At 59.2% G+C, this 19,773-nt stretch carries 28 protein-coding genes, 1 tRNA gene and 2 pseudogenes; 14 read left to right on the forward strand and 17 right to left on the reverse strand.

Annotated features, from left to right (window positions below):
* Nucleotide 1: 1 nt before the first annotated feature.
* Genes rpmC through G6M89_RS10705 form a run of 9 tightly spaced genes read right to left on the reverse strand, consistent with a single transcriptional unit; the run spans nt 2 to nt 5,722 of the window.
* A complete protein-coding gene (gene rpmC / locus G6M89_RS10665) occupies nt 2–214 on the reverse strand; it encodes a 50S ribosomal protein L29 (protein ID WP_165161765.1) in 213 nt (70 codons plus the stop codon).
* Nucleotides 214–1,179, reverse strand: coding sequence for a 30S ribosomal protein S3 (locus tag G6M89_RS10670; protein ID WP_165161766.1), 966 nt, complete (start codon nt 1,177–1,179; stop codon nt 214–216). The genes rpmC and G6M89_RS10670 overlap by 1 nt, the downstream gene beginning before the upstream one ends.
* Nucleotides 1,179–1,658 carry a 50S ribosomal protein L22 gene (locus G6M89_RS10675; RefSeq protein ID WP_165161767.1) on the reverse strand — a complete coding sequence of 160 codons (480 nt, stop codon included), beginning with the start codon at nt 1,656–1,658 and terminating at the stop codon, nt 1,179–1,181. The genes G6M89_RS10670 and G6M89_RS10675 overlap by 1 nt, the downstream gene beginning before the upstream one ends.
* A 7-nt stretch (nt 1,659–1,665) precedes the next feature.
* Complete coding sequence (locus G6M89_RS10680; protein ID WP_165161768.1) at nt 1,666–2,091, reverse strand: 30S ribosomal protein S19; 426 nt, start codon at nt 2,089–2,091, stop codon at nt 1,666–1,668.
* Entirely contained in the window at nt 2,088–2,810 is a 723-nt protein-coding gene (locus G6M89_RS10685) for a 50S ribosomal protein L2 (RefSeq protein ID WP_165161769.1), read from the reverse strand. The genes G6M89_RS10680 and G6M89_RS10685 overlap by 4 nt, the downstream gene beginning before the upstream one ends.
* A gap of 2 nt (nt 2,811–2,812) precedes the next feature.
* A complete protein-coding gene (locus G6M89_RS10690; protein ID WP_165161770.1) occupies nt 2,813–3,067 on the reverse strand; it encodes a 50S ribosomal protein L23 in 255 nt (84 codons plus the stop codon).
* The gene (gene rpl4p, locus G6M89_RS10695) at nt 3,064–3,816 is read right to left on the reverse strand and encodes a 50S ribosomal protein L4 (protein ID WP_165161771.1); all 753 of its coding nucleotides are present in this window, start codon (nt 3,814–3,816) and stop codon (nt 3,064–3,066) included. Before rpl4p ends, G6M89_RS10690 begins: the two co-directional genes overlap by 4 nt.
* A 3-nt stretch (nt 3,817–3,819) precedes the next feature.
* Nucleotides 3,820–4,842, reverse strand: coding sequence for a 50S ribosomal protein L3 (locus G6M89_RS10700; RefSeq protein ID WP_165161772.1), 1,023 nt, complete (start codon nt 4,840–4,842; stop codon nt 3,820–3,822).
* 4 nt (nt 4,843–4,846) lie between these two features.
* The gene (locus tag G6M89_RS10705; protein ID WP_165161773.1) at nt 4,847–5,722 is read right to left on the reverse strand and encodes a putative RNA uridine N3 methyltransferase; all 876 of its coding nucleotides are present in this window, start codon (nt 5,720–5,722) and stop codon (nt 4,847–4,849) included.
* Between the two features lie 303 nt (nt 5,723–6,025).
* Here G6M89_RS10705 and G6M89_RS10710 point away from each other — a divergent pair.
* Nucleotides 6,026–6,096, forward strand: a tRNA-Gly gene (locus G6M89_RS10710).
* Nucleotides 6,097–6,458: 362 nt separating this feature from the next.
* On the opposite strand, the gene G6M89_RS10715 is transcribed toward G6M89_RS10710, so the two are convergent.
* Nucleotides 6,459–6,869 carry a GNAT family N-acetyltransferase gene (locus G6M89_RS10715; protein WP_165161774.1) on the reverse strand — a complete coding sequence of 137 codons (411 nt, stop codon included), beginning with the start codon at nt 6,867–6,869 and terminating at the stop codon, nt 6,459–6,461.
* 122 nt (nt 6,870–6,991) lie between these two features.
* Here G6M89_RS10715 and G6M89_RS10720 point away from each other — a divergent pair, with 122 nt between their 5' ends.
* The 5 genes from G6M89_RS10720 to mch all read left to right on the forward strand — a co-directional run bounded on the left by G6M89_RS10720 (nt 6,992) and on the right by mch (nt 9,448).
* The gene (locus G6M89_RS10720) at nt 6,992–7,168 is read left to right on the forward strand and encodes a hypothetical protein (protein ID WP_165161775.1); all 177 of its coding nucleotides are present in this window, start codon (nt 6,992–6,994) and stop codon (nt 7,166–7,168) included.
* Nucleotides 7,169–7,349: 181 nt separating this feature from the next.
* Nucleotides 7,350–7,709, forward strand: a complete 360-nt coding sequence (locus tag G6M89_RS10725) for a HalOD1 output domain-containing protein (RefSeq protein WP_165161776.1) — start codon at nt 7,350–7,352, stop codon at nt 7,707–7,709.
* A gap of 119 nt (nt 7,710–7,828) precedes the next feature.
* Nucleotides 7,829–8,140, forward strand: coding sequence for an MTH1187 family thiamine-binding protein (locus G6M89_RS10730; RefSeq protein WP_165161777.1), 312 nt, complete (start codon nt 7,829–7,831; stop codon nt 8,138–8,140).
* Between the two features lie 45 nt (nt 8,141–8,185).
* The gene (locus G6M89_RS10735; RefSeq protein ID WP_165161778.1) at nt 8,186–8,395 is read left to right on the forward strand and encodes a heavy-metal-associated domain-containing protein; all 210 of its coding nucleotides are present in this window, start codon (nt 8,186–8,188) and stop codon (nt 8,393–8,395) included.
* A gap of 114 nt (nt 8,396–8,509) precedes the next feature.
* Nucleotides 8,510–9,448, forward strand: coding sequence for a methenyltetrahydromethanopterin cyclohydrolase (gene mch / locus G6M89_RS10740; RefSeq protein ID WP_165161779.1), 939 nt, complete (start codon nt 8,510–8,512; stop codon nt 9,446–9,448).
* 107 nt (nt 9,449–9,555) lie between these two features.
* On the opposite strand, the gene G6M89_RS10745 is transcribed toward mch, so the two are convergent.
* Together G6M89_RS10745 and G6M89_RS10750 are read right to left on the reverse strand one after the other, a co-directional pair.
* Nucleotides 9,556–9,861 carry a hypothetical protein gene (locus G6M89_RS10745; RefSeq protein WP_165161780.1) on the reverse strand — a complete coding sequence of 102 codons (306 nt, stop codon included), beginning with the start codon at nt 9,859–9,861 and terminating at the stop codon, nt 9,556–9,558.
* A gap of 88 nt (nt 9,862–9,949) precedes the next feature.
* A complete protein-coding gene (locus tag G6M89_RS10750; RefSeq protein ID WP_165161781.1) occupies nt 9,950–11,551 on the reverse strand; it encodes a GTPBP1 family GTP-binding protein in 1,602 nt (533 codons plus the stop codon).
* A 141-nt stretch (nt 11,552–11,692) separates the two neighbouring features.
* On the opposite strand from G6M89_RS10750, the gene G6M89_RS10755 reads away from it, so the two are divergent.
* Nucleotides 11,693–11,905 carry a hypothetical protein gene (locus G6M89_RS10755; protein WP_165161782.1) on the forward strand — a complete coding sequence of 71 codons (213 nt, stop codon included), beginning with the start codon at nt 11,693–11,695 and terminating at the stop codon, nt 11,903–11,905.
* Nucleotides 11,906–11,907: 2 nt separating this feature from the next.
* Nucleotides 11,908–12,159 carry a hypothetical protein gene (locus G6M89_RS10760; RefSeq protein ID WP_165161783.1) on the forward strand — a complete coding sequence of 84 codons (252 nt, stop codon included), beginning with the start codon at nt 11,908–11,910 and terminating at the stop codon, nt 12,157–12,159.
* Between the two features lie 244 nt (nt 12,160–12,403).
* On the opposite strand, the gene pyrF is transcribed toward G6M89_RS10760, so the two are convergent.
* Nucleotides 12,404–13,204, reverse strand: a complete 801-nt coding sequence (gene pyrF, locus G6M89_RS10765) for an orotidine-5'-phosphate decarboxylase (protein ID WP_165161784.1) — start codon at nt 13,202–13,204, stop codon at nt 12,404–12,406.
* 181 nt (nt 13,205–13,385) lie between these two features.
* Here pyrF and G6M89_RS10770 point away from each other — a divergent pair, with 181 nt between their 5' ends.
* Nucleotides 13,386–13,649 (forward strand): hypothetical protein, encoded by a 264-nt coding sequence (locus G6M89_RS10770; protein WP_165161327.1) that lies wholly within the window; start codon nt 13,386–13,388, stop codon nt 13,647–13,649.
* Nucleotides 13,650–13,703: 54 nt separating this feature from the next.
* Here G6M89_RS10770 and G6M89_RS10775 read toward each other — a convergent pair whose 3' ends face one another.
* Both G6M89_RS10775 and G6M89_RS10780 read right to left on the reverse strand, forming a co-directional pair.
* Complete coding sequence (locus tag G6M89_RS10775; RefSeq protein ID WP_165161785.1) at nt 13,704–13,931, reverse strand: hypothetical protein; 228 nt, start codon at nt 13,929–13,931, stop codon at nt 13,704–13,706.
* Between the two features lie 9 nt (nt 13,932–13,940).
* Entirely contained in the window at nt 13,941–14,735 is a 795-nt protein-coding gene (locus tag G6M89_RS10780) for an Lrp/AsnC family transcriptional regulator (protein ID WP_165161786.1), read from the reverse strand.
* A 404-nt stretch (nt 14,736–15,139) separates the two neighbouring features.
* Here G6M89_RS10780 and trkA point away from each other — a divergent pair, with 404 nt between their 5' ends.
* Nucleotides 15,140–16,474 carry a Trk system potassium transporter TrkA gene (trkA, locus tag G6M89_RS10785; protein WP_165161787.1) on the forward strand — a complete coding sequence of 445 codons (1,335 nt, stop codon included), beginning with the start codon at nt 15,140–15,142 and terminating at the stop codon, nt 16,472–16,474.
* Between the two features lie 32 nt (nt 16,475–16,506).
* On the opposite strand, the gene G6M89_RS10790 is transcribed toward trkA, so the two are convergent.
* Nucleotides 16,507–16,938, reverse strand: a complete 432-nt coding sequence (locus G6M89_RS10790; RefSeq protein ID WP_165161788.1) for a VOC family protein — start codon at nt 16,936–16,938, stop codon at nt 16,507–16,509.
* Nucleotides 16,939–17,049: 111 nt separating this feature from the next.
* On the opposite strand from G6M89_RS10790, the gene G6M89_RS10795 reads away from it, so the two are divergent.
* Both G6M89_RS10795 and G6M89_RS10800 read left to right on the forward strand, forming a co-directional pair.
* The gene (locus G6M89_RS10795) at nt 17,050–17,418 is read left to right on the forward strand and encodes a methylglyoxal synthase (RefSeq protein WP_165161789.1); all 369 of its coding nucleotides are present in this window, start codon (nt 17,050–17,052) and stop codon (nt 17,416–17,418) included.
* Between the two features lie 141 nt (nt 17,419–17,559).
* A complete protein-coding gene (locus G6M89_RS10800) occupies nt 17,560–17,736 on the forward strand; it encodes a hypothetical protein (protein ID WP_165161790.1) in 177 nt (58 codons plus the stop codon).
* On the opposite strand, the pseudogene tnpA reads toward G6M89_RS10800, so the two are convergent.
* Nucleotides 17,733–18,219 (reverse strand): annotated as a pseudogene (gene tnpA, locus G6M89_RS10805) (IS200/IS605 family transposase). The gene G6M89_RS10800 and the pseudogene tnpA overlap by 4 nt on opposite strands.
* Nucleotides 18,220–18,272: 53 nt before the next feature.
* Between tnpA and G6M89_RS10810 the strand changes: the two are divergent.
* Nucleotides 18,273–18,428: a DUF2080 family transposase-associated protein gene (locus G6M89_RS10810; protein WP_084777756.1), complete on the forward strand. Its 156-nt coding sequence runs from the start codon at nt 18,273–18,275 to the stop codon at nt 18,426–18,428.
* A pseudogene (locus G6M89_RS10815) lies at nt 18,425–19,755 on the forward strand (RNA-guided endonuclease TnpB family protein). Before G6M89_RS10810 ends, G6M89_RS10815 begins: the two are co-directional and overlap by 4 nt.
* Nucleotides 19,756–19,773: the final 18 nt, after the last annotated feature.

Raw genomic sequence — 19,773 nt, forward strand, 5'->3', positions numbered from 1 at the left:
TTTATTCGTCGTCGAAGTCGCCTTCTTCAGTCTGGATCGTCTTGATCCGAGCAATGGTGCGGCTAATTTCGCCAATTCGACCCGGGTTTTCCGGGGCACCACCGGCTGCGAGGACGGACTTCTGGTTCAGGAGTTCAGTCTCGAGTTCCTCGAGTTCTTCTTCCCGTTCTGCAGGCGTCATGTCGCGGACCTCTGCGACGTGGAGAATTGCCATCAGTCGTCACCTCCCTCGTCTGCATCGTCAGCATCCTCTTCTTCCATCTCGGCGACGAGTTCTTCAGCTTCGGCCTCGACATCCTCTTCGAGTTCCTCGAGTTCTTCCTCGACGTCCTCGTCTTCGGGGACCTCGACTTCTTCGAACTCGTCGTCATCGTCAGCCTCGACTTCTTCTTCGATGACCTCTTCGACGACTTCCTCGTCGAGGTCGCCATCCTCGTCGGCGGCGGTCTCGACAGCGTCGTCAGCCGGTGCCTCGGCACCCTCGTCGGCTGCCTCAGCATCCTCGGGTTCGCCCTCAAGCAGTTCCTCGACGCCTTCGGCCTCGTTGGCTTCGACGGCGTCGGGGACGAGTTCCTCGGGGTCCAGATCTTCGTGGACACCGAAGTCATCGGGGAGTTCGGCGTTCGGCGGGATGATTTTCACCGTCACACCGATCGTCCCGAGCTTCATGACGGCCGTACCCTGGCCGTGGTCGACGATCTCCTCGGCGGGTTCGCCGTTGTGCTTGATGTAGCCGCGGTTGAACTTCTCAACGCGCGAGCGAGCGCCCGTCACCTTGCCGGAGAGGACGATCTCAGCGCCGAGTGCGCCGGATTCCATGATCCGGTCAATCGTCGTGTGACCAGCTTTCCGGAAGTACCAGCCACGCTCGAGTGCGTTCGCCAGTCGGTCCGCGACGATCCGGGCGTTGAGGTCCGGTTCGTCGACTTCCTGGACATCGACCTGTGGATCCTCGAGGTTGAACTTCTCCTCGAGTGCGGTCGTGACCTTTCGGATGTTCTCGCCACCTTTGCCGATGACCATCCCGGGCTTTTCGGCCTTGAGGACGATCTGCGTACCCATCGGCGTCTTGGCGACGTCCATGCCACCGTAGCCAGCGCGGCCGAGTTCTTCCTGAAAGAACTCATCAATCTGGGACCGCTGCAGGCCATTTTCGATGAATTGGTGTTCGTCAGCCATTAGTTGTCGTCCTCCGTTTCTTCGTCGATCTCTTCGACGACGATCTCGACATCGACCTGTGGCGTGTTCCACGCCGAGGCACGCCCCATCGCACGGGGCTTGCGACCGACCGATTCGCCGACCTTGTGGGCGGCGACGTGGACGATCTCCATTGCAGAGCCATCAAAGCCCTGCTGGTCCGCGTTAGCCTCGACGTTCTCGAGCAGGTCAAGGAACTCGCCCGAGACCTTCTCGGGATACTTGCCGGCGTCCCAGCCCTCGATGTCCGAGCGGTGACCCGCGCCGGAGTTGTGGGACTTGAACGGAACGGACTGTTCCTCGTCGATGACGTCCTGAAGGTACGCCTGTGCGTCCGCAACGGTGCGGCCTTTGATTGCACGGGCGACTTCCTTGCTGTGCTTGTTGCTCATGTGACGCTCCCGAAGCATCGCTTTCGCGGTCTTGTCGGGGTCGGCGTCGACTGAGTAGTTGATTCCCATACGATGATCACTTCAGTGGGACGAACTTCGACGATCGAGTTGCACCGATACCAGCCTGTCCGTGCTCGACGGAGTTACGGGTCAGCTGGAACTCTCCGAGATAGTGGCCGATCATCTCGGGGTCGATGCGAACACGCTCGAACGACTGTCCGTTGTAGACCTCGAAGGTCAGTCCAACGAACTCCGGCAGCACCGGCATATCGCGCAGGTGCGTTCGGATCGGCGCGTTCGCCGTTTCCTCTTCGCCTTTGCCGCGAGCCTTCTCGAGAAGCTTTTGCTTCTCAACAGAGAGACCGCGGTTGACACTTCGCCGCTGACGTGCGGGCAACAGTTCTGCGACTTCCTCGAGCTCCAGATCCTGCAGCTCCTCAAGCGTGTGACCGCGGTAGGTGAAGTCTTCACCTTCACGGCCGGTTCGGTACTCCTGACTCATTTGTTTCCACCTCGGCCGGTACGGCGCGAGGAAATGTCACCGACCTTCCGTCCTGGCGGGGCATCCCGCGAGACGGACTTCGGCTTTCCGGGGTGCTGTCGGCCACCGCCACCGAATGGGTGGTCAACGGCGTTCATCGCAACACCACGAACGCGAGGCCACTTGGACCCGCGTGCGCGCATCTTGTGATACTTGTTCCCTGCTTTAACCATTGGCTTCTCAGTGCGACCGCCACCGGCGACAACGCCGATGGTGGCTCGACACTGTGGATCGAGGCGCTTGACCTCGCCACTTGGAAGCTGGACAACCGCAGCCGAGCGGTCGTGGGTGATTAGGTCTGCGTTGGTCCCCCCGGCACGGGCGAACTTCCCGCCGTCGCCTGGGTTGGACTCAACGTTACAGACCGGAACCCCTTCTGGGATCTCTGCGAGGGGAAGCGTGTTCCCCGGCTTGATCTCAGCAGAAACTCCGACCTGAATCTCCTCGCCAACGGTGACGCCTTCGGGAACGAGAACGAGACGCTGTTCGCCATCCTCGAACTCGATAGCTGCGATCGGCGCGGATCGAGCAGGGTCGTGTTCGATATCGACGACCGTCCCGCGGACGATATCGTCGTCTTCGGTCTTCTTGTGGTCGAGTTTCGCCTTGTATCGGTGCGACGGGGCACGGAACGTGGAGGTACCGCGACCGCGTCGTTGTCCGAGAATACGTCGTCCCATTCTCAGAACACCCCGATTCGAGAGGCGACTTCCTGCGCGTCGTCCTCTTCAGCGAGTTTGATGATTGCTTTCTTCTTGCCTTTCATCGTTACCTGCGTGTTGATGTCGTCGACCGTGACATCGAAGCGCGCCTCAACAATGTCCCGAATCTCGGGCTTGGAGGCATCTGGATTGCAAACGAACTGGAGCTTGTTCTCAAAGTCCATGTCGTTCATCGCCTTCTCGGTCACCAGTGGGTGCTCGATGATCGTGCTCATCGGTCTGCCACCTCCTCGAGTGCGCTTTCGGTCCAGACGGTGAGTCGACCTGGCTGTGCACCAGGTGCGAGGTCCTCAGTGTTGACCTCTGCAGCTGTCGTCACGTCGGCTCCAGCGAGGTTCCGAGCACCACGGGATGGGCCGGATTCGCTCGAGGTGACGAACAGAATCGACGTCGGCGTCTTGTACTTCCGGCCACGGATCTTCCCCTGCCCGGCACGGACGCTTCGACCCTCGTCTGCACGCTCGATGTCGGCGTCGAGGCCTGCTGCCTCGAGGAAGGAGACGACCTCCTTCGTTTTGACGAGGTCTTCGAACTCGTCGGAAACGACGACTGGAATCTCAGCGTCATCGTCGAACTGGTGTCCGCGCTCGGCGACGAGTTCAGCATCCGTCGTCGCGGCGATTGCGCTGCGGGTGGCCAGTTTTCGTGTTTTCGTGTTGATCGATTCGCCCTGGTCTTTCTCGGCTTTTGGCGGGTGTGCCTTGCGCCCCTTGATCGTCTGGGGAACACGGCGACCGCGTCCGTCCTGTCGAGGGACGTGGGCCATACCGCGGCCACTACCGAACGATTCGGCTGGCGTTCGCATGCCAGCGAACTCGTCGGCACCGTAGTCCTGCTTTCGGTTAGCCTGGGCAGCGCGCACGGCGCGGGCGATCAAGTCCGGGCGGTACTGGGTCTCGAAGACCGCCGGGAGGTCGACCGAACCCGCGTCGGAGCCGTCCAGGTCGCGTACTGTTGCTTCCATGTGTTATCCCTGGTTAGATGCGGTGGAGACGTACCGAACCTCTGGGTCGAGGCGTGGCTGGTCTCCAGGTCGGATCGCCGGGCGGAAGCGCACGAGGCGCTTGTTTGGCCCGGGGAGCGAGCCCTTAATCAACGCGTGCGGGCCGTCGACTTCGCCGTAGTTGACGAAGCCGCCGTCGACCGTCGCGTCTGTGCCCTCGCCGATGTCGACGAGGCGCTTGTTCAGTTCCGTCCGCTGGTGGTAGCCCATCTGTCCCTGCTGTGGGACCGTCGAGCGAACACGGGACGGGTTCCATGGGCCAAGGTTCCCGATGCGGCGGCGCCATCCCTGCCGGGCGTGCTTGCCCTTTCGTTTCTGGACGCCCCATCGCTTGACGGGACCTTGGGTACCCTTACCTTTCGTGACGCCGCTTGCGTCGACATACTCGCCGGCGCGGAACACGTCGTTCATGACGTGCTCGCCACCGTCGTCCTCGAGCAGCTCGAGGGCGTAGTCGACGCGGTCGGACACTGAGCCACCGCCAACGCGCGTCTCCATCACGTCCGGTTTCTTCTTCGGCATCGAGGGAAGGTCCCCCGGAACCGTATGCGTGATGACGCGGACGTCGTCAACGCGACCTTCCTCGAGAAGGCCACGGAGTTCGTCTGCGGATGCGTCGGTATCGTAGTCGTCACCGGGAACGTCAAGAACACGATCGAGTTCAGAAACGAACTCGTCGGTCCAGACTTCGGTGACGGGCTGTTTTCCGTACGGCGTGTCTTCGTACGCACGCAGAGCAACGGCGCGCATAGGCGGCGTCTCCACGATCGTAACAGGGACGGTCTGTTCCATCCCTTCGGTCGGCGAGTTCGCTTTGTCGTCGACCATTACGACGTGGGTCATGCCGGCCTTATAGCCCGCGAAACCCTGGAGCGTCGGCTGTCCGTCGTCTTCCGGCCACGAATTGAAGCGTGGGACCTCGCTGGTCGCACGCTTTCGTGGGCCGAAACCGAGTGAGCCTTTGCGTGGTGAATTTGCTTGTGGCATTCTATCACTCTTGCAGTGAGAGGGGAGCGAGGGTGGCGAACAGAGCCTCCTCCGTTCGCACCACCTTGCTGCCCTGGTTCGGAACCGTATTCAGCCAGAGATCGAACCCTAGATCGGTGGGTTCGACGTCGACTCTGTCATCCACGGCAGCTGCGTCGTACGCAGCTACGATCTCGGATGCCTCGATTCCGAGGATTTCCGGCAGCCCTCTCTCGGGCGCACCGAACGCAACGGTCATCCCATTGCGGTCAACGCGTCCGGCCAGCGTCTCGAGTCGCCCCACGGTAAGTTCCGCACCATGGCGAGACGACGCGATACAAACGCCAGCGTCCTCACGGCCGAGAGCTGTCGAAAGGTCCGTCCGCTCGACGCTAAGCCCCGGTAGGGGGCCGTCGACGAGTTTCGCCCGGACCGGTCGTCGCGAAGAGATCCTGACGGTCACGCGCTCCCCCTCGGCGACCTCCATCGATGGAGGTGTGTTGAGGGAGATCGGGTGTTGCAGTCCGCAATTGACCCGGACGCGCCCTTCAGGTCCGACCTCGGTCACGATTCCTTGTCTTGTCGACCCCGAACCGTTCGATTCGGAGCCGGTCTGTGACACCGCGCGCAGCGGTGGCAAGACGCCGACGTACTCTAGTTCGTCTCGCATCCCCCATGCCTCGTTGCGGAGGTATGGTGGGGTTGCGGCGTACCGCAGAACGGTACTGACGAACCCATCATCGAATCGCCCAGTTTCGCCATCCCGATCTGGGTAGACGATGAGGCGATCTGCCCGGAAGATTGTCGCCGCGCGGGCGACGTATCCGAGTTTACGAGTTGCCTCGCGTTTGTCCTCGGCTTCACGGGTGAGCGACGACGGCACGAGTACGCTAACGGTCATGCCGAAACGCTTCGGCGCCGCGTCACTAGACTGTAGCGTTTTGTTGCGGTCAGGGTCTTAAAAGGATAGCGGATTCGATTACGGCTGTGACGCTCTCACACCCTCGAATTCGTGTGTTACAGACACACACTCTCAACAGCTGATAACTTAGTGACAGCTACTCGAGAACGCAGTGTTTTTTGCCGGTTTACCCACTCGAGCGAGGGTGACCTCGAGCAGTGTCCACCGTGTTGCCGTGTGGCGATGCTGGAACGATTCGTAGGCCTTATATATCCACCCGGCAGTAGGTATGAATGCAACAGGGCGCTGGTAGTGTAGTGGTATCACGTGACCTTGCCATGGTCACAACCTGGGTTCAAATCCCAGCCAGCGCACTTCTACGACGAACAACTTCGACGAGCACCGCGTAGCGTGTGCTCGTCATCCGTGAGTCGTGATGTCGCACTGGATTTGAACGAGAGAAGTCACAGCCCGGGAGCGAAGCGTAGCGAGCACCCCGGAATGTCTTCGCGTTGTTCAAATCCCAGCCAGCGCATTTCTCCGAATACAACTCCGCGAGCACTGCGTAGCAGTGCGAGTATCCATATTCGGAGACATCGTTCCTGGATTTGAATCAGACTGAGGTTCTGCGAGCACCGCGAGCAGGTTCTCAGGCGTGGTTCTAATCCCAGCCAGCGCGTTTTACTGAACACTACATCCTCGAGCAATCGGAGACCCTGTCTCGAGAATCCTCCAATCAAAGCTCTTTCTCGAGGACATAGCCCCACTTGTCGTATTCACGGGCAGTGTAGTACTGATGTTCCTGCGATTTGGCTAGTGGCGAGGCCAGTCCAATGACATCGCACTCGTTCGACGACGCCCACTCCTCAACGTATTCCAAGAGCGCAGTACCGTAGCCCTCACCTCGAGAGGGTTCGTCGACGACGAAATCGTAGAGCCAAGCGTGACGAGTGTGATGCAGAAAATCGTCGATTCGGACCCCGGCGACAGCGATCAGTTCGCCGTCGACGAAACCGCCGATGAGCGTGTACGCCTCCTGAGCCGTCCACGCCATGATCTCCGCTGGGGACTTATCGGTCCACAACTGCTGGAGAATCGGGACTGCCAACCGCCGGTCAGCGTCACTCGAGAGCGCTCGAATATCCATGTGCGGAGACTGTTAGACCACTCACAAATTTGTATCGGAGAACCGGATGAAAGAGACGGTCACCGGTTCGCCACAGTGTTAGCCGGGCAACGACTTTGATCCTCGAGCGAGAACACCAGCGTATGTTCCGCTGTTTCCTCGCCCGCGTGCGCGAATGGGTGTCCGTAGCGGACCCAGAGGAGCGCATCGACGGCTCCGGCGAGGCAATCGTCTCACCGCAGCATCGCCGCTCGCTCGAGGCGGAGTGGGAGCTCAAGCGACTGAGCGAGTATGCGGAAGATCGCAACAGGGAACAGTAAGGGCTAGAAACGACAGATTTGGGTTGAGAGGCGTGTTCTCGAGGCGATTTCCGAGTCCGATAGCAGTGTCGACCAGTCCGAAAGTCCGTATTTCACGAATGTAAACCAATATGGGTGGCGAGCTACTTTTATAGCATGAATTACTATGTGGCAATAGACGATTGACCGACGAGAGATAGCAATGCAAACGGAAACCTCACCTGACACAGAGACGGACGAGCTGCAATATGACCAGACCAACGACCGATACGTCTTCCACCACGACGTCGATGGAACGGCGACGATAACGACGACTATCGTCCACGCGCTCGCCTCAATTGCGGAGACCGATGTCTCCCAGGGAGAGTTCTCGCTCTACGATAGCATCGACCCCGACGCGCTTGACCGACTCTTCCGCCCGAAAGCAGACGGCACCGAGCGATCCGGCGGCCACGTCGCGTTTACTGCCCTCGAGCACGAGGTGTTCGTGTACGCGAACGGCGACGTCATCATCTACCCGCCCGCAGAGACCACTCAGGGTCGGCACCGGCCGTCAGCGTAAGAGCCACCCCGAATCTGTCCGTCCGTCCCGGCTTTTCTCTGTTGTTAGTACTCGAGAGCGTGCAATCGACAGTAGCGACAGCCCTCGAGTTTAGGTAGGTCCCGTCCATCGGAGTAGGTATGACGGTCATTGCACTGTTGAGCGTCGCACCGGTCATCGAAGACAGCATGGCGTCGGAAGTTGCCAAGGCAGTCGACGCACTCGAGGAGTACAATGTGACCTACGAGACGAACCCAATGGGGACGGTGATTGAAGCGGACGAGATTGGCGAACTGTTTGCAGCAGCCCAAGCAGCCCACGAGGCGGTCGACGGCGACCGCGTGAGTACGGTGTTAAAAATCGACGACAAACGCGGTCGCGAACAGTCGGCCGACCAGAAAGTCGACGCCGTCGAAGCGGCCTTGGGACGACCTGCCCACAGCGACGAGTAAGAGCGCGAGCACAACGCTCACTTCCCTCGAGCACAAAGCGCTCGTATGGAACAGACCACACTCGAGGTCACCGACATGTCCTGTAGCGGCTGTGAGCAGAACGTTACTGAGGCACTCGAGGCGCTTTCTGGCGTCGCATCCGCGCGAGCAAGCCACGAGGACAACGAGGTTCGCGTCGACCACAGTGAGGAGACGATCGACGAGGCGACGATCGCGTCGACGATTACCGATGCCGGCTACGAACCCACAGTCTGAACTGCCGCGAGCGGCTTCGATATCGAAGCCGAGACAGCCTGATTGGCGATCGGGTCAGACGCACGTCTGACACGAACTGACAAACTGTTTTACGCCGGAGGCTGAACGGAAGGTATGGAAAGTCTCAATCGCATGGCGATCGAGTTGGTCGACGAGGCTCTCGACTATGCCGAGGAGCTCAGTATCGGCGGCTACGACCTTGAGAACGAGGCAACGGTTCTGGATTTCGGCCTCGAGTTCGATGGTGGCGTCGAGGCGGGACTCCTACTGACGGAGATACAGACGGCCGGGTTGGCGACGCCGAGTCACGATCTCGAGACCATCAACGGAGTGTCGATTCCACACGTAGAACTGACGACGGACCACCCGGCACTCTCGCTGCTATGCTCCCAGAAGGCTGGTTGGGAGCTGACCACCGAGGACTTCGAAGGGCTTGGCAGTGGCCCCGCACGGGCGCTCGTCGCCGAAGAAGAGGAGTTTCGTCGCGTTGGCTACACCGATGCGTTCGACCTGACCGCACTGGCAGTCGAAACAGATGCTGACCCAACCGAATCGGCCGCCGAGCAGGTCGCTGACCTGGCAGAAGTCGAAACAAGCAGCGTCTTTTTGCTCGCATATCCGACGGCTAGCCTCGTCGGCAGTATCACGAACGCTGCACGCGTCGCCGAACTCGCAACGTTCCGGCTGGTCGAACTCGGCTACGACCCGCTCGATATCGTCTCGGCAACTGGTCGTGGGCCGGTTGCACCGGTTGCCCCAGACGAACAAACAGCAATCGCGCGCACGAACGACGCAATCGCCTACGGCGGCACTGCACACGTGACCGTTCGTGAGGACGCCGATGCGGAGGTCTTCGAATCGGTGGCATCGACGGCGGCAGAAGATCACGGTCGCCCGTTCGGCGAGGTCTTCGACGACCTCGAGTGGGACTTTTCGGAGGTTCCATCGGATCTGTTTGCGCCCGCGAAAGTGACGATCGATGTCCTCGGCGGGCCGACGTACTCCTACGGCGAGACCGACGAGGAACTGCTCGCGGAGTCATTCGGGCTGTAAGCGCCAGGAGCGTCGTTCGTGAAATAGTACTGTTCCAACCCTCGACCGGGAGGAGAAATCAGACGACTGCTATCGATCTCACCGATCAGTTCAGGCTTGGACCGCCACTAGCTCGAATTGTCTGCAGTTTCAACGTAGTGGTCGATGAGCAGCGTGCCCGCTCGGACCAACACGTAGAGGCTCGCGGTGATCGCTGCAACTGGCACGACAACAGTCCACAACCGGCTGGTTGCATTGAGGAGTTCAAATAGTGGGTGCAGCGGTCCGATGAAGGAATGTGAGAGTGCAATCACTAACTGAGAGAGGAATCTAACACTGGCGACAATGAGGGCCCAAACAGCGAAGAGTCCGAAAATAATCAGCGATTCGGTGAGCGCCCACCGAAAGCGAGCCTGTGGGGATTCAGGGAGCATTAGCCAGTGAACTATCACTCTCGAGTAAAGTCTTATCGAACTGATTTGTCTAGCACACGGTGCCGGAGAGGCCAATGGGTGTCGACGGTCAGTCCATTGGATGGACCTCGGTCACCGTCCCGACACCCTTGCTGCGTCCCTCGCGGAACACGAACTTCTGGCCTTGCTCGACGAGATACGGACGGAATTTGAATCGGACGGTGGTTTCGCCGGTATCGCCCGGCAAGAGGCGACCGTCTTCGGGATGGAACGCGGCGGCCTCGCCGATGGTCTCTAAATGGACAACGGGTTCGTAGCCGTCACCGATCCGAGTCGGATGGTTCAGGACCATCACCTCGGCTTCGAACTCCCGGACGGGTTTGGGATCTGCCTCGCGCGGGAGCAAGACCATCCCGCGCTCGATGGCACTCTCTTTGATGCCTTTGAGTGCAATGCCGACGATGCGACCCGCCTGGGCCTGATCGACGCGATGATAGTGCATTTCGATCGAGCGCACTTCGACCTCCTGAAAGCGCCCATCTGGCATCGGGCCGATCAGCAGTTCGTCGCCGGCTTCGACTTCGCCGGCCATCACGGTTCCCGAGGCGACCGCACCGACGCCGGTCACGGAGTAACTGCGATCGACGTACATCCGGAACTCGCCCATGTCCTGGGATGTTTTCGGAAGCCGGTCGAACAGTTCGTCTAACGTCTCGAGGCCGTCCATCGTGATCGCGCTAGTTTCGACGATGGGGACGACGCGTTCGCCGATCTCCTCGATAGCGGCGTCGACGCCGTGGCGGGCAACCCGGAGTGGCGATTTATCGACTTCCCGCAGGAGGGCTTCGACCTCACGTTCGACTTCCTCGACGCGGTCGTCGCTGACGGCATCGGTTTTCGTGATCGCGACGATGGTCGGCAGTTCGGTCGCGAGCAAGACGCCGAGGTGTTCGCGCGTGGTCCGCGTGGGGCCGTCGTCGGCGGCGACGACGAGCATGCCGTAGTCGAGTTTCTGGCCGACGAGGCCGCGGATCGTGGTTCGCAACCAGGGTTCGTGGCCGACGGTATCGACGAACGAGACGAGTCGGTCAGCCTCTTCGACGATGGCTGCACGGTCGGCTTTGCGGTTTGGATTTCGAACGTGGACAGGCCCATCATCGTCGAAGCCATAGACAGCATAGGAGAGATCAGCCGAGAGCCCGCGTTCGACTTCGTGGGGCTGGACGTCAAGAAACGATCGGGTTGCGCCATTGCCGTCGTCGGCCGTGCCAGTGACAAGCGAACCGACAAGCGTACTCTTGCCGTGGTCGACGTGGCCCGCTGTCCCGACGACGACGTGTTCGTCATCCGTCTCGAGGACGCTGCCTTCTTGGAGTAACGCGACGCCAACCAACCCGTCGTTGACCCCCCACGTCTGGACATCGTCGATATGGGCGTCGGCTTCCTCGGCGAGTAAGGAAAGAACATCCATCGTCTCGGAGAACGTCTCGGGATCGATGCCGGCGAGACCCCCGTCGTCGGTGACGCCGACGACGTACGTTGCTTCGCCGTCGCCAGACAGCAACCGGTGTCGAAGTTGGGCCGCCAGACTCTCGCGTCGTCCACCCTCGAGGTGGACGTCTCGTGAAAGCCGTTCTTTGAATTCGACGTTGCCTCCGTCCTGTTCGCCACGGTCCAGGGCTCGCTCGAGGAGAGCCCGGTCACGGCTCATATACCTCGGTAGCAGGTCACGCGGCAAAAGCTTTCTCGTCACATGATAACTCGGACCACAGTACTAGTGCCAGTGACGTGCGCCATGCTACCGTGTGGGTGCCAGCCCCGGATTCAAGGCACTCGAGCGCCTAGGAGCCGTATGAGCGTCAGTGGCCTCTGTCAGATCTGTGAGTCTCGACCGGCCGAGGAGCGCTGTGACAACTGCGGGACGCTCGCCTGTGAGCAACACTACGAGCGCGGGATGGGGTTGTGTGCTGACTGTGCGACGCAGGCGCAGCCGGGAACGGGCGGCAGTGAACACAATCCAAACGTCGATACCAGCCACGATGATGTCGATGTTAATCGGTTTTAACCGTGACCTCCCTGCGCGATCTGCTCGCTGAATCACTGGCAATCGGTGAGACAGTGCAGGTCAGACTCGAGCGAGCGGACGACAGCGATACGCTTGTTGGGCCCCACCCTCGAGAAGCGAGTCCGATGGATATCGTCATCATTGACGGCGAGGAGTTACTCAAGGAACGCCCGCCGGCCGACCCAGTCACCGTCGAAATCGTCGGCGAAGTCGTCGATGGTCGGATTGCCGGTCGAATCCTCGAGGATGCATAGACACTGTTTCGGGCGAAAAACAACTATCGTAGCCACTGAAAGTCAGTGCACACCCAATCGCACGACAACAGCGCGGTTCGGGGCGAATGATGTGAGTGAGAACCGCGGAAACGCGAATAGTGCGAGACCAGCGGTCTCGCATACCATGCGAACGGCGCTTCGCGCCGTGAGCAGACGGGGAGCGAAGCGAGCCGTGAGCTATACGATTGGTGTGTAAACAGTTTCAGTTGTTACTATAGAGCGCTCAGTCTCGATACTGGTTCAACCGCTTTTTGAGCCGTTTGGCTGCCTGTTCGCTCGCCGTTGCGAACTCTGTCCCTTGATTTTCGCCGGCGAAGATGATCCCGCGCGAGGAGTTGATGAGCCCGACCTCTCCCGAGAGCCCGTACTCGACTGCAGCCTCCGCATCACCGCCCTGTGCACCAACACCCGGCACGAGGAAGGGCAGGTCCGGTACCTGTTCGCGTAACTCCTCGAGTTCCTCGGGTTTCGTCGCGCCGACAACGAGGCCGACATTGTCATTTTCGTTCCAGAGATCCGCCAACGCGGCGACGCGTTCGTACAGCGGTTCGCCGGTCTCGAGTTCGAGATCCTGGAGGTCCTCGCCACCGGGGTTCGAGGTTCGACAGAGGATGAACACACCAGCCTCCTCGTTCGACAGGAACGGCTGCAACGAGTCCCGGCCCATGTAGGGGTTGACCGTGATCGCATCGACGGTCTCGAGGATCTGGGCGTACTGGCGGGTCGTGTTTCCAATGTCTGCCCGTTTGGCGTCGAGCAAGACGGGGACGTCCTTCCCGTGGGCGTACGCGATGGTTTCCTCGAGGGCTGCCCACCCGTCAGGATCCTCATAGAAGGCAGCGTTTGGTTTGTAAACCGCAGCATGTTCGTGCGTTGCGTCGATAATTCGGCGGTTGAACGCCCAGCGTGGGAGGTCATAGTCATCCAGATGATCGGGAATCCGCGCTGGATCTGGATCGAGGCCGACGCTCACGACGCTGTTGACCGTCCGAATGCGGTCGTGCAACCGATCGAAGAAGTTCATGGAGACGAGTGACGCCGCAACTATCGAAAAGGTTGCTATACGTGTCACTCCGAGTCAGTGGCGACGATACCAGTTCGTCTCAGTGTGTACGTTGGTACCACTACACCCTAAATTCTCGTACCGCTGACAACCAAATATATTAGACGGTATCTACTTTTTACGTATCATTGTTGGTCAGTGTATGAGCATTCGATGTCAGATGCGAGAACGATTTGATTTCGGGACGGTCGGACAACAGGTCCGGTCTGCACTCGGACTCTCGCACTCTCCTCAAGGAGATGACGAAACCGCTCGGGACCACGCTGACGAAAACGCCACAGACGCACCGGGCAATCTCTTTCACTGTGAAGACTGTGGCGTTGTCTACATCGCTGCCAAGAAACAATCCTGTGCGACGTGTGAAACCGACGTTGAGCAGGTTCGGTCGACACTGTCGTGCCAGTAGAATCTCAGTAGAAGAACCACTCGAGACTGTGACGTTCTATTCAGAGAATTCGTCTCAGTGGTCGTCGGGGTCCTTGTCTTCGCTTTCGTCCTGAAGTTGGGCACCAGTATCGAACGTGTATGTTGCAATCTCAGCAGAATCGCAGACTGGACAGGTATCTCGCTGTTCGTCGAAATCGGTCCCGCAGTGACGACACTCGTAGATAATGGTCGCGTTGGGATTGCCTTCGTGGTCGTCATCGTCCCCTTGGAGGAACTCGGGAAGGTATTTACTGAGTGACATGGCTAGCGATTACTGGTGTCGTGTCCGCAGATCGGGTTCTCTGTTCGGGCCGTGAAAGCCCTGTATTGTCGGCCCATTGGTCTCGTTCGGTGCGAATACCGTGACGATATCGTGGGCATGAATCTCTGTCTCTCCGTGTGGCGTAATCACGTCATCGTCGCGCTCAATTGCGATCACCAACGTCCGGTCATCCAACAGACCATCAGTTGCGGCTTCCTCGAGCGTGGCGCCGGCGATTGGGGCGTCCTCGTGGACGTTCACTTCGACGACTTCGGCACCGCCAGTAAGGCTGATGTAGTCGGTCAACTGTTCTCGCGGATGCCCGTCGGCGGGTCCGTACGGCGTATACGGGAAGTCGTGTTCAGTCTGCAGGAGGAACTCGTCTTCGATTTCAACATCCAGTTGCGCGAGTTCCCGTCCGATGCGACGCAGGTCGCTGGTGTTGGTTCCGACGGCGAGGACGTGGAGGTTTATGCGACCACCCATTAACTCTCTGACGTTGATCACGCCGGGGATCGTTCCAATCCGTCTGGCAACACCTTCGATTTCGTCGAACGAGACGTGACAGAGAAACAGGTTCATCAGCGAGCCATCCGCGTGTTCGAAATCCACGGTTGCATGATACCCCTCGATGATACCATGTTCCTCGAGTTGGGCGATTCGGTTTCGCACCGTTGCGCCGGAGACGCTTACCTGTTCAGCGATCGTCGGTGCTGATGTATTCCGTGCGTCGGCCATCAACGCATAGATGATCCGACGGTCAATTTCATCAAGTCGGTAGGTGCTGCCAGTCCCGTCTCCCATAGACACCAGTGCGTGATAGCGGAATATATATCCTCGGTACTTTGTATTCGATAGCGTCTAAGACTGTCCTTTTCGAATCGAAAAAGGTGCATGCGGGTTTGAGTCGGCTACAACAGGGTGGATCGTAGCCGACTGGAGGGTTCGATATCCAGTCTATGGCGGTGTATCTCGGTTTCACACTGGAAACCGATGAACTCCGACGATAATTCCTACTGTGTTCGCCACTCTGTATCGACGTCTCGAGGACTCCCCGCTCGAGACAGAGGGGAGCAATTATGGTTTTGAACCAACTCATACGGACTAATGGAAGTCTGGGCAGAGATGACCACGACAGACGGTTACACGGCCACTGACCGATACAGTCGCCTCACGAGCGCAGACACCAGACAGGCACGGGTCACTGTATGCACGTAGTAATCGTCGGAGCCGGTGACGTCGGACAGGCAATTGCCAGTAATCTAGAGGACTCTCACGATGTCGTCGTTATCGATCAGGACCAAGACGTCGTTGAGGAACTCACGTACTCGATGGATGTCCTCGCATTACAGGGCGATGGAACCGAACTCGAGACCTTGCGAGCCGCAGATGTCGACGAGGCGAGTCTCGTCATCGCCTGTACTGACAACGACGAGGTCAACGTCGTCGTCTGTGGGGCGGTCAAAACGGTGAGTAATTCCTTTACGATTGCCCGCGTCCGACGACGAACCCTTCTCGAGACCTGGGAGGGCTCTCAGGGCGCGTTTGGCGTCGATTTCATGGTCTGTACGGATCTCCTGACTGCGCGGACGATATTCCGGATTTCAGGACTCCCTGCGACACAGGATGTCGATATGTTTGTCGGTGGTCTCGTTCGGATGGCCGAGTTCGAACTTGGGCCGGGAAGTTCGGTCGTCGACATGACTGTTCAGGAGGCAGACTGTTACGATTCGATGACCTTCGCCGGGATTTTCCGTGGGGACGAGATGATTGTCGCACGCGGTGATACTGTACTCCGGGCTGGCGACCGCGTCGTCGTCATCGGAAGCCCTGACTCAGTTGTTGATTTTGCAGATGATGTCACGAGGCGAGAGACGACCGAGACCGACGAGGTCGTCATCGTCGGCGCGAGCGAAATCGGCTTTCAGGCCGCCCGCGAGTTCGAAGAACACGGCTACCGGCCACGGCTGATCGAACAAGACCATGATCGCGCACGCGAGGTCGCCGAAGCGCTGCCAAACACGCTCGTCATGGAAAGTGACGCCACGGACGCCGAGTTTCTCGCACGCGAACACATTGATGAGGCTGACGTAGTTATCGCCGCCCTCGATGGCGACGAGAAGAATCTGTTAGTCTCGCTGCTTGCGCGCCGACTCGGCGTCGACCGAACCGTCGCCGTCATCGAGAACCTCCAGTATGCGGAACTGTTCGAAACAGTCGGCATCGACGTGGCGATCAACCCGCGCGAGGAGACCGCTGAAGAGATCGTCCGCTTTACCCGCGCCGGCCACACCGAAAAAGTCGCCATGCTCGAGCACGACCGGGCAGAGGTAATCGAGTTCGAGGTCAACGACAGCAGCGTTCTGGCCGGTGAAACAATCGTTGACGCGATGGGCGACCTTCCTGATGGTGTCGTCATCGGTGCGATTTCACGTGGCGGTGATCTGGTAACGCCTCGTGGTGAAACGATGATCTACCCCGGCGATCACGTCGTCGTCTTCGTAGACGCAGCTGTCTTGGACGAGGTCGTCGAAGCGATCTGAGCAGCCGCCAAGGAAAGACGCCGTCAAAAAGACTAGTCTGTAAGCTCGAGTACTTCGACGAGGTTTTCTTCTGGGTCTCGGATGAACAGTATCGAGTTCCCCGTTGCCGTCGTCTGTGGCTCGCTTAACGTCTCGACAGACTCGGGCAGGGACGCCGCAAAGGCCTCGAGATCGTCCACGGTAAAGCCAAGATGCATGCCACCGGGCTGGTTCAGTCCGACGGGTGAGACCGTTTCGCCTTCAGGGTCGTACTCGACGAGTTCGATACGGATGCCGTGGCCATCGAGATGGACGAACGTCCCGGCGGCATCGTCGACGGACACAGCATCGGAAAATTCCTCGCCCGCAACTGCAAACTCACTGGCAATCTCGAAGCCGAGTACGTCCTGATAGAACGGGACGACGGCCTCGAGATCGGTAACAGTAACGCCAATGTGGTGTGCCTCGAGTGATTGTGTCGACATCTGTCAGGTGCGTTTGGCGAGCAGCGAAGTAATGGTGTCGGTGGCCGCCAGCCGTCGGTCGCACGGTCGTGAGTGACACACGCTTATTTTCCCGGCAGCCGACCTGCCAGTATGACACGCGTTGCACTCATTGCACACGACGAGAAGAAGGCTGATCTCATTGCGTTCGCACAGGACCACGAACAGCAACTACAGGAGTACGACCTGCTTGCGACGGGCACGACGGGACAGCGCCTGATGGAAGAGACCGACCTCGAGGTCGAGCGCAAGCAGTCTGGCCCTCTCGGTGGTGACCTGATGATCGGCGGCGAGATTGCCGAAGATAAGATTGATGGCATCATCTTCCTCCGAGACCCGCTTCGTGCACAGCCACACGAGCCGGATATCTCGGCACTACTGCGGATCTGTGACGTTCACGACACCGCGCTCGCGACGAACCTCGCCTCGGCAGAGTTTCTGATCGAGGGACTCGCATCGTAGCTGTTCTCGAGGTGGGATTCACTGGTTCGCGTTTGCGCGTGCTCGAGGTGGTCCGCCCACACGATCGAGAAGCGGAAAACGCCGGGGGCGACGACAGTTGCTAAGGCCGGCCGGGGGTGAGAGGCCACCAACGACTGCTGAATGGCTGTTCGGAAACTCTTGGGACAGGAAGCGTCGGCGCTCTGGGGTAACGGCAAAGGACTATCACTGATCGCGGTCGCGACGACCTGGGGGCTGCTGGTCGGGACGCGCATGATCTACAGAGAAAACAAGGCGAGTGCCTCGGGGCGTGACCCCGAGGGTGAAGCCGACACTTAGACGTGTTCTGTCCGCTCGATGTACCGCTCAATCGTTTCTGTTGAGACTGTTCCTGCCGTTCCGATGTAGTACGACTGTTCCCAGAATCCACCACCCCACAGATACTCCTCCAAGAACGACTCGTGCTGTTCCCACATCTCCCGCGCCGTGATGCTCTTGACAGTTCGTACAATCTCGCTCGGGGCGTGTCGTTCGAAAATCTTCGATTCTCGTGATGACGACAGTATCTTGTAATCGTACTCGTCGCACACGTTGCGAAAACTCGCTTCCAGCGAATTCTCGATGGGTTCGAGAATCGAGTGGCGGTACTAAGCGGGATCGAAGGTCCCGCGAGGTACGCAAAGTGGTTCGAAACGTGCGAGCACGTTTCGTCATCACGAGACGGCGCGCCGTCTCGAACGACTTCGCTTTGCTTGATTTCGGACACCACACGAAGTGGTAGTTGACGTTGTACACCGTGTGATTTGACCGCTTCTCGCCCATATCGAACCCACTCCACCAACACAGTTAAGTATATCCAAAATATATACATTGGTGTGGTGAATCGCTTTGAAATCGACGGCGAGGAAGTTCTCGACGGTGAGGTCAAACCGTTCGGGAACAGTGCCCACGTCACCGTTCCTAAACGCTGGCGTGGGGCCGACGTGAAAGTCGTCCGAACCTCAGAACCCGCCAAACAAGACGAAGAATGACAGGATCACAGGCTCTCGTCAAGACTCTGGACTTCCAACTCAACATCCAGAGTGACAACAAGAGCCTGTTGTACGACGCCACGCTCGAAGCCCGACGAGTGTACAACGAAACCATCCGTCTCGCCAAAGAAGGTGTGGACTGGAATACGATTCCCGACCGCGTGGCAGACGACGCCAACCTTGTGAAGAACACGACTCAGCGCGTTGTCGCCAAGGCTCTCGGAGCGATGGAGAACTACTACGAGTACGACGACTTCGGGCTCCCGAGCCACACCAAGGACGGTGCGTACCCGCTTCGTGCGAACTACGAGGAGGGGCACAATTTGTCGCTTACCGACGATGGCAACGTGGCGTTCCGAATCAGCGCGAAACCGTACAACCACGTCAAGGGCGTCCTCGAAGGGAGTGACGCTCACCTCGATATTCTCAAGACCGCACTCGAAAGTGACGAGTGGAAGATTGGGACGGCGGAGGCCCTGTTCCATAACGACACTCCTGAGTTGCACGTCAACGTCACCAACACCGAACAAACAGTTCGGGACAAGCAGGACTCACGGACGGTTGTCGGCGTGGACGTGAATGAGGACAACGTGGCTCTCACCGCACTCTCCGAGGATGGCGTCGAGGACTCGTTGGTCATCGACTTCCCCGAAATCAAGTTCGAGCGCCACCGCTACTTCACGATGCGGAAGCGCGTGCAGAACGCCGGGAAAGACAGCATCCACGACACGTTGGAAGGGCGCGAAGAACGGTTTGTCCGCGACCGACTCCACAAGGTATCTCGGCACATCGTGGAGTGGAGCCAACAGTTCGAGAAGCCGTGCATCGTCTTTGAAGACCTCAAAGAGATGCGCGACAGTATCGACTACGGCACGCGAATGAACCGACGCTTGCACCACCTCCCGTTCCGCGCCCTACAGTTCTATACGTCGTACAAGGCGTCGTTCGAGGGTATCCCGACTGCGTGGATTAATCCCGAGTACACGAGTCAGCGGTGTCCGATGTGTGGACACACAGCACGTGCGAACCGTAACAAGAAACGGTTCAAGTGCCGGGACTGTGGGCATCAAGACCACAGCGACCGTAGTGCAAGCGTCAATATCGCCGTGAAAGGCGTGAAGAAACTCGATTGGAATGTGCCTGCTCTCAACAGCCTTCCCGTTGTTCGGAAGGTGTCGACCGAGAGACGGAGTCTCTCGTGATCACGAAACGGCTGCGCCGTTTCGGACGACGACGGCAGGCATCGGGGGCCGTGGACGCCCCGACCGTGACCCGCCCGACCGTTCGAGGCTATCAGGCCGATGGTCGGATGGGAGTGTCCGACTAAACCACGGGAAGCCTCGGG

This window comes from Natronolimnobius sp. AArcel1, assembly GCF_011043775.1.
Lineage (GTDB): Archaea > Halobacteriota > Halobacteria > Halobacteriales > Natrialbaceae > Natronolimnobius.